The sequence below is a fragment of the Segeticoccus sp. genome, assembly GCF_035708005.1.
The window spans coordinates 1-10,734 of sequence record NZ_DASSTI010000193.1; the positions used below are offsets into that span (position 1 = coordinate 1).

At 71.7% G+C, this 10,734-nt stretch carries 8 protein-coding genes; 3 read left to right on the plus strand and 5 right to left on the minus strand.

The annotated features are described in order from the left end of the window. Window positions 1-19 precede the first annotated feature (19 nt). Both uriH and uriT read left to right on the plus strand, forming a co-directional pair. On the plus strand, window positions 20-967 hold the full coding sequence (gene uriH / locus VFL99_RS18070) for a uridine-preferring nucleoside hydrolase UriH (RefSeq protein WP_325107763.1): 948 nt from the start codon (window positions 20-22) through the stop codon (window positions 965-967). Then, a complete protein-coding gene (gene uriT / locus VFL99_RS18075; protein ID WP_325107764.1) occupies window positions 964-2,403 on the plus strand; it encodes a uridine transporter UriT in 1,440 nt (479 codons plus the stop codon). The genes uriH and uriT overlap by 4 nt, the downstream gene beginning before the upstream one ends. Before the next feature lie 30 nt (window positions 2,404-2,433). Here uriT and VFL99_RS18080 read toward each other — a convergent pair whose 3' ends face one another. The 3 genes from VFL99_RS18080 to VFL99_RS18090 all read right to left on the minus strand — a co-directional run bounded on the left by VFL99_RS18080 (window position 2,434) and on the right by VFL99_RS18090 (window position 6,399). Continuing rightward, the gene (locus VFL99_RS18080; RefSeq protein WP_325107765.1) at window positions 2,434-3,750 is read right to left on the minus strand and encodes a vWA domain-containing protein; all 1,317 of its coding nucleotides are present in this window, start codon (window positions 3,748-3,750) and stop codon (window positions 2,434-2,436) included. Between the two features lie 25 nt (window positions 3,751-3,775). Next, window positions 3,776-4,462: a protein-tyrosine phosphatase family protein gene (locus VFL99_RS18085; protein WP_325107766.1), complete on the minus strand. Its 687-nt coding sequence runs from the start codon at window positions 4,460-4,462 to the stop codon at window positions 3,776-3,778. A 269-nt stretch (window positions 4,463-4,731) separates the two neighbouring features. Continuing rightward, a complete protein-coding gene (locus tag VFL99_RS18090) occupies window positions 4,732-6,399 on the minus strand; it encodes a nuclease-related domain-containing DEAD/DEAH box helicase (RefSeq protein WP_325107767.1) in 1,668 nt (555 codons plus the stop codon). Between the two features lie 143 nt (window positions 6,400-6,542). Between VFL99_RS18090 and VFL99_RS18095 the strand changes: the two genes are divergently transcribed. Then, complete coding sequence (locus VFL99_RS18095; RefSeq protein WP_325107768.1) at window positions 6,543-7,481, plus strand: phosphorothioated DNA-binding restriction endonuclease; 939 nt, start codon at window positions 6,543-6,545, stop codon at window positions 7,479-7,481. Here VFL99_RS18095 and VFL99_RS18100 read toward each other — a convergent pair. Further along, the gene (locus VFL99_RS18100; RefSeq protein WP_325107769.1) at window positions 7,471-8,730 is read right to left on the minus strand and encodes a DUF1015 domain-containing protein; all 1,260 of its coding nucleotides are present in this window, start codon (window positions 8,728-8,730) and stop codon (window positions 7,471-7,473) included. The two genes, VFL99_RS18095 and VFL99_RS18100, sit on opposite strands and share 11 nt — an antisense overlap. A gap of 23 nt (window positions 8,731-8,753) precedes the next feature. Next, a partial coding sequence (locus VFL99_RS18105) for a glucodextranase DOMON-like domain-containing protein (RefSeq protein WP_325107770.1) occupies window positions 8,754-10,734 on the minus strand: 1,981 nt, incomplete at its 5' end.

Consider the following 10,734-nt stretch of genomic DNA (forward strand, 5'->3'; position numbering starts at 1 on the left):
GCCTCGATGGGAGCCTTCCTTGCCACACAAGATCATCCTCGACTGCGACCCCGGCCACGACGACGCGATCGCCCTGATGCTCGCGCACGGCAACCCCGACATCGAGCTGCTGGCGGTCACCACGGTCGTCGGCAACCAGACCTTGGACAAGGTGACCCGCAACGCGCTCGGCGTCGCGCGCGTCGCGGGCCTGCACGGCATACCGATTGCGGCCGGGTGCCCACGTCCCCTGGTGCGCGAGGTGGCGACCTCCCCCGAGATCCACGGCGAGTCCGGACTGGACGGGCCGGTGCTGCCGGAGCCCACCACCGCCCTCGACCCGCGGCACGCGGTCGACCTCATCATCGAGACGGTGATGGCCCACGAGCCGCAGACGGTGACCCTCGTGCCGACCGGCGGCCTGACCAACATCGCGATGGCGGTGCGCCGCGAGCCCCGCCTCGCCGAGCGGGTCAAGGAGGTCGTGCTCATGGGCGGCGGCTACCACGTCGGCAACTACAGTGCCGTGGCCGAGTTCAACATCGCCATCGACCCCGAGGCCGCGCACATCGTCTTCAACGAGCCGTGGCCGGTCGTCATGGTCGGCCTCGACCTGACCCACCAGGCGCTGGCCACGCCCGAGGTCGTGAAGCGGATCGCGGCCGTCGACACCACCGCCTCCCGCTTCGTCGTGGAGCTGCTGGAGTTCTTCGGCACGATGTACCGCCAGGCCCAAGGCTTCGACGCTCCCCCGGTGCACGACCCGTGCGCCGTCGCCTACGTGATCGACCCGTCCATCGTCCGCACCCGCAAGGCGCCGGTGAACATCGAGCTGGCGGGGCTGCTCACCACCGGTATGACGGTCACGGACTTCCGCGCGCCGGCGCCCCCTGGCTGCCACACCGCTGTCGCGACGGAGCTTGACCACCAGCGCTTCTGGGACCTGATCGTGGACGCGCTGGCCCGGATCGGCGACGTCCCGCTGTGACCGCCGAGCAGAAGACCACCACCCCGTCGAAGGTCAATGTCGCCACCCTCATGGTGGCGCTGCTGTCGGCCTGCGTGGCGTTCCAGCTCAACGCCAGCATGCTCAGCCCGGCGTTGGCGACGATCCAGCGTGAACTGCACACCGATGCCGCGTCGGTCGGCCTCACCCAGACGGCCTTCTTCACCTCGGCGGCGCTGTTCTCCCTGTTCCTGCCGCGCCTCGGCGACAACGTCGGCCGCAAGCGGGTGCTGACCGGGATGCTCGTCGTGATGGGCGTCGGCTGCGCCGTCGCCGCGCTCGCCCCCAACATCGGGGTGCTGTTCGTGGGCCGCGTCATCCAGGGCGTCTCCGGACCGGTGGTCCCGCTGTGCCTGATCATGCTGCGCGTCGAGGTCCGTGACCCCAAGCTGTACGGCACGCTCATGGGCGTGCTCACCGCCATCAACGGCGGCATCGCCGGCGTCGATGCGCTGGGCGGCGGGTACCTCGCCGAGCACCACGGCTTCGGGGCGGTCTTCTGGACGATGGCCGTCGTCGCGGGACTGGCCGCCCTGTCGATGCTGTTCTTCTCCCGGGAGTCCACCGCCGAGAAGACCGAGCGCATGGACTGGCTGGGCGTGCTGCTGATCGTCATCTCCGTCGGCGCCCTGCTCGTCGCGCTCGACGAGCTGGGCAAGCTCGCCGCCGCGAACTGGGTCCTCGTCATCGTGCTGCTCGTGGTCACCGCCGTGGCGTTCTGGCTGTTCTGGCGCGTGGAGGACCGCGGCCAGCACCCGCTCGTCGCCACCCACCTGCTCCGCCGCCGCGCCACCTGGTCCCTGTTGTTGACGACCCTGCTCACCATGACCGGCGTCTTCGCCGTCATGAACGGGCTCATCCCGAACCTCGCCCAGGACTCCTCGGGCGGCTACCGGATGGCCGCCGGGGTCGCGGCCTTGTGGACGCTGACGCCGTATGCGCTCGCCGGGCTGCTGATGGGCCCGCTGTCCGGCTGGATGGCGGCGACGTTCGGCTACCGCCGGATCCTGCGGATCGGGATGGCCGGCTCGGTGGCCACGATCGCGCTGATGATGCTCGTGGTCGGCAGCAGCTCGCGCTTGCTGCTCCTGGCGGTCTCGCTCCTCCTGGGCATCACGTATGCCGGGATCGGCAACATCATCCTCAACGGTCTGGGCATCGTGTTGTCACCGAAGGAGAACCAAGGCTTCCTGCCCGGGCTGAACGCCGGTGCCTTCAACCTCGGCGCGGGCCTGTCGTTCGCGGTGATCTTCGGCGTCGAGACGGCCACCGGTGGCGCGAACGGGACCGGCCCGTCGGGCTACTACGGCGGGCTCACCGCCGGCCTGGTCATCCTGCTGCTCGCGCTGGCCGCGTCGTTCCTGATCCCTCGGCCGGTCGGGGCTGAGCTCGGCGCGCCCGAAAGGACGCCCGCGTAGACCTGACCGGCGCTGCTGTCCCGGCGCTGCTCACCTCACCTCGTCGCTGCTCTCCCGGGACCTCGCCCGCCGCGGCCCACGCCGGGGCATCGGGCGCGACCGCCCCATGGAGGTCATGGACTCGTACGCGGTCTTCACGGTCCGTTCCACCTCCCGCTCCGCCGCGAGCGAGGCAAGGTGCCGCAGCTCGGTGCGGTCCTCCTCCAACGTGCCGCGCAACTCCTCGGGGAGGCCCTCGATCGCCGACCCCAGGCGCTCGGACGCCTCGGACAGAATGGCCTCCGCCTCCTGCGCCCGCCCCTCTCGCATCGCCGCGATGGCCGCACGCTTGCTGGACTGTGCCTGCTGGAGGCTGCGCTCGGCATACAGGGCATCGGCGGACAGGCGCGCCGGCGGCTGCTCCCCCGGCACGAGGTTCACCGTCACGGGCAGGGTGAGCGAGCTCTCCTCCAGCTCCGGGACGGGGGTGTACCGCACCACCACCTCGGCGACCGTCTGCACGCCGAGCGCGGCAACATCCGGCAGGTCGAGCTCGACCAGCACCTTGCGCGTGTCGCCACCGGCAAGGTCACCGAGGTGCACGAGCAGCTCGTCGCCCAGCCAGGCGGTCGGATAGTCGTGCAGCACCCGTATGCCGGAGGGCTCGCACCCGCGCGGACGGATCGTCACGCTCGTGGCCGTGACGGCCTTGGTCAACAGCCCGGCCACCTGGTCGGTCAGCGCGGGCACGAGGTCGTCGAGGCCCTCGGCGAAGACCTGGTTGCCGTTGCCGCCCTTGGCGAGCGCGGCAAGCAGTTCGTCGTCGTAGCCGAGTCCCAGCCCGATGGTCGTGGTGGTGACGCCAGCGCCTGCCTTCGCCCGGGCCAGCTGCGCCAGCCGGTCGCTGGACCGCTCGCCGGCGTTGGCGTGCCCGTCGCTGACGATGACCAGCGTCGCACCGTTCGGCCCCTTGGCCCGGCCCGCCTCACTCAGGCCGAGCGCATAGCCGGCGCTCAGGTCGGTGGTGCCACCCCGGGCCACCTGGTGGACGGCCGCCTGCACCTGCGCCGCCCCGAGCACCTCGAGCGGTGCGGTCGGCACCACCAGGTCCGCGGTGTCGTCGAACACCACGAGCCCGAAGCGATCCTTCGGCCGCAGCCTGCCGACCAGCGTGCTGATCGCCTTCCTGGCGGCCGTCAACGGCTCCCCGGCCATCGACCCCGAACGGTCGAGCACGACGACGACCGTCTGTGCGCCGACCGCGTCGTCGACCACGACCTCGGCCGCGCGCAGGTCGACCAGCAGGTCCACCCCGTCGGTCTCCTCGACCACGATCAGGTCGACGTCAAGCTTGGTGCTTTGGCCCATGGCCCCCTCCTCATCCCCCTGCGGCTCAGCCCGCACTGTTGCGAGCGTCTCCGCGCGTGTTCACCAGATCGCTCCCCGACGTGCTCACCGGAGCACCCTCTGGAACGCCTCCCACCGTAGGAGGGACCACTGACAGACCTCGTTCCTCGTCCCGGATCCTGCGGATGATGCGCACGACGTCGAGGGGATGCTGTCGGTGCCATGCCGCGACCTGCGCCCGCTCCCGCCGCACGACGTGGAGCGGAGCCTCGGTCGCGTGGTGCCACCAGCGGAGCGCGTCACCGGAGTAGGAGATGGCCGCGATCGGTCGTGCCGCGCGGATCGCGCTCAGGGCCGCGACGGGCTCCATCCCCGTCGCCAGCAGGATCGCGAACGCCATGGACGGCCCCCGGTTGATCCCCATGTGGCAGTGCGAGAGCACTGCCGTGCCGGGCTCACTCAACGCCTCGAGGGCAAAGGCGACGCCGACGTCGAACCAGTGGTCCGGCATCCGTTGGCCGATGTCGTCCTCCCCGTTCCACAGGTAGGTCAGTCCGGGCGCACAGGTCTCGACGAACTCCTCGTCGTCCCACTCCAGTCGGTTGTCCAGGACGTGGGTGATGCCGGCGAGCCGGACCTCCTCGAGGTCCGCCAGCATGGCGTCCACCCCGAGGTGGAGGGGAAGGTCGCCCCCGGTCCAGATCCGGTCCGTGACTCGACTGATGTTGGCCATTGCTGCCTCCTTGCGCTGGGTGCCGTCACCTCCAGAGGCGTCGGCGGCGCCGATCCATCAACACGTCCACCACCACATTCTCGTCGCGCCCGGTGACAGCACGGCTCGACCCCACTGATCCCCCACGCCTGCTCCCGCTCACGTCGATGATCGCGACCCCCTGCGTCACCCTCGCCAGTTCAGTTCATCAGATCACGAAACGGCATCGGCCGTTCGGCCATTGCCGAATCACGGGTGCGCACGGCCAGCCGACGGAGGTGCCGGCCGGCTCAGGGCCGCGGTAGCCCGAGCCGCTGCGCGACGGCCTCGCCACCCATCTCCCGCACCACGCCCGGGTCACCCACGACCACGAGCCGGTCCGTGGCCCGGGACAGCCCGACGTAGAGCCGTTCCCGGGACCGCTCCCGCGCCTCGGACTCGTTGACGCACAGGACGACGGCACGCCGCTCGAGGCCCTTGCACCCGAGCACGTGCCCGTAGAAGACGTCGTCGTCCTCCCAGAACGACGCCCAGTAGCCCTCCTGTCCGAGCGCCTCCTGCCGTTCCCGTTGGACGGGGTGCCGCTTGCCCGTCGTCAGCAGCGCCACGTCCGCTGCCTTCCACCCCTCGTCCAGCAGCAGCTCCACCTGCTCGTCGGCCACCTCGAGCGCGTCGTCCGCGGGAGCGGACAGGAAGGTGACCTCGGGGCCGTCACCGCCGCGACACGTCATACGCAAGGGGGCCAACGGGCCGAACACGGAGGCGATCTGGCGCGTGTTGCGCAGGTTCGTGTCGAGCACCAACGGGATCAGGGGCACCGGCGGCTGGCCGAACCGCGCGAAGATCCGCTGGTTCTCGTCGGAGTAGACGAACAGCCCGCCGGTCTCCTCGTCGCGAAGGGCCCGCACCAGCGGCGTCCACCACTCGTCGGCGAAGTCCTGGGCCTCGTCGACGATGATGGCGTCGAACTTGTGCCCGTCGTCGAGTTCGCTTGCCAGCGTAGCCATTCGCCGCGGCAGCTCCCGTTCCCAGAAGTCGCTGTCCTCGCGCGATCCGGTCGGCGCGCCCCACAACCGGCCGAGGTCGGCGAACGTCCCGACGAACGCCGGCCGCTGGCGCCGCGGGACACCGGCGAGCTGGCGCTTGAAGTACTCCGCCAGCCCGATCGAGTAGCACACCAACGCCACTCGCTGCGCCTTGACGTCGGCCCGGCCGCGCGTGAGCTCCTTGGCCTGGGTGAGCGCCATGACCGTCTTGCCACTGCCGGCTCCGCCACGCACCTCGACGCGGTTCAGCAGCCGCGTCACCTTGAGCAGCGCCGCCTGCTCCTGGGTCAGTCGGTCCGCCACGGCCGCACGGTCGTCGGCGTCGGCCGTGGGGTCGGGCATCGGCAGGTGCCGTCCCTGCAGGATCTCGACGATGAGGTCGCAGTCGCCCTCGTCGGGCACCCGGTGGCCGCTCTCCTGGCGCAGTGCCACGTCGGTGAGCCGCTCAGCCAGCCGGCCCAGGTCCGCCCGGCCGTGCACGCACCAGCGCGGACAGTCCGGCATCGCGAAGTCGGCGTCCACCTCCGAATACGGCAGGACCACGCTGTGCGCCCAGCGGATTCGCGTGCGCGAGGAGTCGCGCCACCGTGGGTCGGACTCGATGTAGAACCGCAGGGCGTACTTGCTGTCCCTCGCCTGGTCCACCGGGTGGATCGTCACCACATCCCCGCTGCGCCGCTGCCGCCAGGTGTCGCCCTCGACGAAGACGCTGCCGCCCTTCACCTCCACCACCACTCCCGCGCCAGGGATCACCACGACGAGGTCGGCCTCGTGATCCTTGCGCTCGTCGGTGAGCCGGACGTTCGCCAGCACGATCGCGCCGTCGGGGAGGGTGCGCACCAGCTCCTCCCACACCTCCCGCTCGGAGTTCGTGACAAAGGTCGGCTCGGCCGGCACCGCCCTCGCGGCCATGTCCCACTCCCTCGCCCGTCGGCAGACGATCGGACCCTACCGCCGGGTCGGAGCGGACGAGAACGGACCTCGCGTGGGTGGGGCGCGATCCATGGCAGGCTGTGCCCCACCACAGGTCGACGTCGAGACGGGAAGAGCGCGGTATGCCGGAACCACAGCCACCTGCCGCCGCGCACCACCGCTCGCCCAGCCTGGTCGAGGACTGGCTCGAACGGCTCCTGTCCCTGCGCCAGCACAGCAAGGACGGGGTCCGCCGGCCGAGCAAGCCCCTGCTCGTGCTCCTCGCCCTCGGCCGGTTGCAGGAGACGGGGACCAGCAGCCTGCGGTGGGACGAGAGCCAGCCCAAGCTCAGCGAGCTGATCGCCGAGTTCGGGCCGCCGAGCAGGACCGGGCGCCGGCAGGCAGCCGCCTATCCCTTCACCCACCTGCGCTCCGACGGCGTCTGGTCCCTGAGCCACGACGTGCCGATGGACCGGATCGGCCCGCTGGACGCCGAGCCGGTCACCGGCCGCCTCGCCCTCCCCCTCGAGCACGCGCTGCTCGCACCCGGCGAGATCGAGCGCGCCGCCCGGGCGATCGTGGAGAGCCAGTTCCCCAGCACCGTCGCCCCCGACGTCCTCGCCTCGGTGGGGCTCGACCCGGAGCTCGTCCTCTCGACCGGGAGGACGGTGGCCACGGTGCCGGAGCGCAGACGCAGCTCGTCCTGGCCCGCTCAGGTCCTCGCCGCCTGGGACCAGCAGTGCGCCTTCTGCCGGTATGACGGCCGCCTCGGCAACGCTGTCGTCGGCCTGGAGGCTGCCCACGTCCGCTGGTTCACCTTCGACGGACCGGACGACCTCGACAACGGCTTGGCGCTCTGCTCCCTGCACCACAAGCTGTTCGACCGCGGCGCGCTCGGCCTCGACGCCAGCTGGCACATCGTGGTCTCCCGCGCCTTCACCGCGCGGTCGGACGCTGCGCAGCGCGTCTACGACCTCCACGGCCAGCGGCTACGGGCACGACCCGGCACCCCGCTGCCCGACGCGCACCACGTCCAGTGGCACACGACGCAGGTCTTCAAGGTGCCCGCACTCAGCGCGTAACCGGGGCGTCATCGGTCAGTCGGCGAATCACCATGCCGGAGGCGGGCTTCGGCTCGAACAGCGTGGACTTGCGCGGCATCCGCTCCCCCGCCCGGGCGACGGCGGCCACGTCGGCAACCGGCGTCGCCCGCAGCAGGACCGCGGTCCGGTCATCGCCGGCGGCCACCAGCGCCTCCTCGACCGAGTGGGCATAGCCCACCGTCTGCTCGTCGTCGCTCAGGCCCCAGATCCGCTCGACCAGCACGCGGTGCAGGAGCGTCACGTCCAGCCGCCCGAGCGCCGAACCATGCGCGGCGGCGAGGCCGGAGGCCACGGTGTCCGCGTCCAGTGCCCGGACGACCACGGCCCGGTCCCCCTGCGCGAGCGCCACCGCGAACTCCGCCGACCGCTGCACCTCGAGCTCGGCGTCGGCCACGGGCAGCGGCTCACCGACCGTCGCTTGACCGGCCAGCTTGCCCACGGCCTGGTCGAATCCCAGCGCCACGACCCGGTGGATCGGGTGCACCTGCGGCCCGTATGCCGTGCTGTCCACCAACAGCGTCAGCCCCCTGTCCCACGGGCCTGGCTCCCCACCGTGTTGGGCCTGCCGCTGCAGGTAGGTCGCATAGCGGTGGTGTCCGTCCGCGATGAGGGCCCGCCGCTCGGCCAGGTCCTGGGCCACGGCGGCGAGGGTCGAGGAGTCGGTGACCGCCCACAGCCGGTGGCGCGTCCCGTCCGGGGTTTGCGCCGAGGCGATCGGCGCGTGCCCCTGTGGCGAGGCGACCACGTCCGAGGCGGCGCCACCACCGTCATACACCAGGAAGATCGGCTCGAGGTCGGCCTCCGTGGCGCTCATCAGCGCGAGCCGGTCCGCGACCGGCCCGGCCATGGTGTTCTCGTGGGGCAGGATCACCCCGTCCGCGGGGTCACGCAGCTCGACGGCGCCGAGCAGCCCGCGGGTGACCTGCCCGTCGGCGGCCATCTCGTAGACGTAGAGCGCCGGTTCGTCGTCGACGGCCAGCACGCCCTCGGCGACCCACATGTCGAGCAGGCGCCGGGCACCAGCACGTGCGTCCCCGTCGGCGAGGGCCGCCTCCTGCTCGGCGGGCAGGATGAGCCGGGCGGCGTTGCTGTCGCACCGCTCCACCAGGGCGGCGCGCTCGGCCGGCGACACGACGTCATACGGCGGGCAGAGGCGCAGGCCCACGTCCTCACGCGCGGTGAAGCGGGTGGCACGGAAGGGGTGCAGGACGAGTCCGGTGGAAGTCACTCGCTGATGCTAGGGGCACGTCGTCAGCCGATGGGCACCCCGCGCACCTGCACCGGCTGCTGTGTCGGGTCCAGCTCGGTGCCCTGCAAGACGCCGGCCGGGGTGATCACGTCGGTGGCCTTCGGCACCGAGCCGGGGTCGACCGCGCAGATCGGGCTGGACGTGCCCGCGGTCGGGCAGACGCCGAACAGGTACGGCTGTGGAGTCGGCGCGAACCCCCGCGCCTGGTCCGGGCTGTAGCCGTCCTGCCCGTGCAGCACGACCGCGAACGACCAGCCCGGCCCCGGGGTCCCGAAGGCGGACGTGGGTACCGAGATCGTGATGTAGCGCGAGGCCTCGCTCGCCTGCACGTTCGCGTTGCCGAGGCTGTTGCCGTTGGCATCCACGAAGACCGGCGCGGCAAAGCCTTGCACCTCAAGGCGTTCGCTCCAGGCGTCCTGCGGGGCGATCTGGTAGTTCCGGGACGGGTAGGCCGCCTGCGTCGACGTGGTCGTCGCGTCCGGGGTGTGCACGTAGACATCGAGCAGCTGGGCGCCGAGCGCCGACCCGAAGGTCGGGTGGAGGTCACGCAGCCGCGTGCGCAGGTAGACCGTGTCGCCCGCGTCGATGACCTGGAACCGCTCGATGTCGAACGCACCGGCGTGGAAGTCCCCGGCGGTCGGGTAGGCGTAGGTGCCCGGTCCGTTGTCGTCGCCGCTGGGGTCGGTGACGTCCAGCAGCACGTTCCCCGCGATGGCATCCGAGATCACGGTGCGCTGGGCGTAGCCGGTGGCGCCGTCCGCGGTGGTCGCCGCGACGGTGACGACCGAGGTCCCGAACGGCGTGGGCACGTCGACCGAGAACGCCCCGTCCGCACCGGCGGTCGTCTCCACCGTCCGGCTGTCGCCTCCGGTGTCGACCGCCGTCGAGGCCACATCGACGGTCGCCCCCGGTGCCGTCGTCCCCGTCACGGTCGTGGTCGCCTGGTCGACCTCGGCCCCGTCAGCGGGGCTGGTGACCTGCACGGGCACGGCGGAGCGCTGGGCCTGGCCGTGCACGACATACCGGCTCCGGGTGATGGACGGCTGCTCGACCGGCCGGTCGGAGCCGAGGGAGGCGATCAGGCGCAGTTCACCGGCCTGGGCCCACGTCAGCGGGGAGGCCGAGCCCGCGGCGTGGCCGGGCTGGAAGCCGATCGAGGCGGTCGCGGGGTCCGTGCCGTACGGGTCGGCCGGCAGCGCCGGGTCCTCCCACTCCTGCTCGGGGACGAGGCCGATCCCGGAGGCGGACTGCTGCATCGACTGGAGCAGCTCAGCGACGCGAGTCGTGTTGCCGAGCTGCAGCTCCTGCTCCGCACGCTCCCCAGCCAGCACCGGCCACACGTGCCCGGACCCGACGTCGTCCGTGGCCCACGGCTCACCGGAGGGTGAGCAGTTGGTCGGGTCGGGCTCCCAGCAGTCGCCGTACCCGTCCTCGCTCCCGGCGGCGTCCGTGCCGTAGCGGTAGAACCCGTCCCCGCTCGGGGTCGAGCGGCGGATCACCTGGTCGACCACCTTCAGCGACCGGGCGACGACCGGGTCATTCGCGGGCAGGATGCCGAGCCGGGTGAGCTCCTGGAAGCCGGCGTCGACCACCGCGCGCTGGTCCGCGTCGATGCTGCCGTTGCCGAGGTTGTACGTCGTGGCCGCGTCCGGGTCACCGTCCTTGGACAGCCGGATGAAGTAGGAGCCGCCGGCGATGTCGGCATACGGCCCGGTACTGGTGACGGTCCAGTTCTTGACCTTCCGCGCGAACTGGTCGGCAGTGGCCCGGTAGACCCGCGCGGACGCGTGGTCACCGTTGGCATCGGCGATCTCCCCCGCCGCGACGAGGCCGGCGATCTCGGCGGCGATGGTCGACGGCGAGTAGCCGCTCTGCTCCTCCCAGCGCTCGGACCCGAACGAGGGCCCGTGCGCGACGACGAAGTCGGCCGCCCGCTTGATGTGCTCGGTGTAGAGCTGCTTGTCATCGGTGAGGCCCGCCTGC

What these genes read in the sequence shown, in the direction of transcription:
- VFL99_RS18085 (WP_325107766.1), bottom strand. Translation starts at nt 4,462, where the DNA reads ATGGCCAACATCAGTCGAGTCACGGACCGGATCTGGACCGGGGGCGAC.
- VFL99_RS18090 (WP_325107767.1), bottom strand. Translation starts at nt 6,399, where the DNA reads ATGGCCGCGAGGGCGGTGCCGGCCGAGCCGACCTTTGTCACGAACTCC.
- VFL99_RS18080 (WP_325107765.1), bottom strand. Translation starts at nt 3,750, where the DNA reads ATGGGCCAAAGCACCAAGCTTGACGTCGACCTGATCGTGGTCGAGGAG.
- VFL99_RS18095 (WP_325107768.1), top strand. Translation starts at nt 6,543, where the DNA reads ATGCCGGAACCACAGCCACCTGCCGCCGCGCACCACCGCTCGCCCAGC.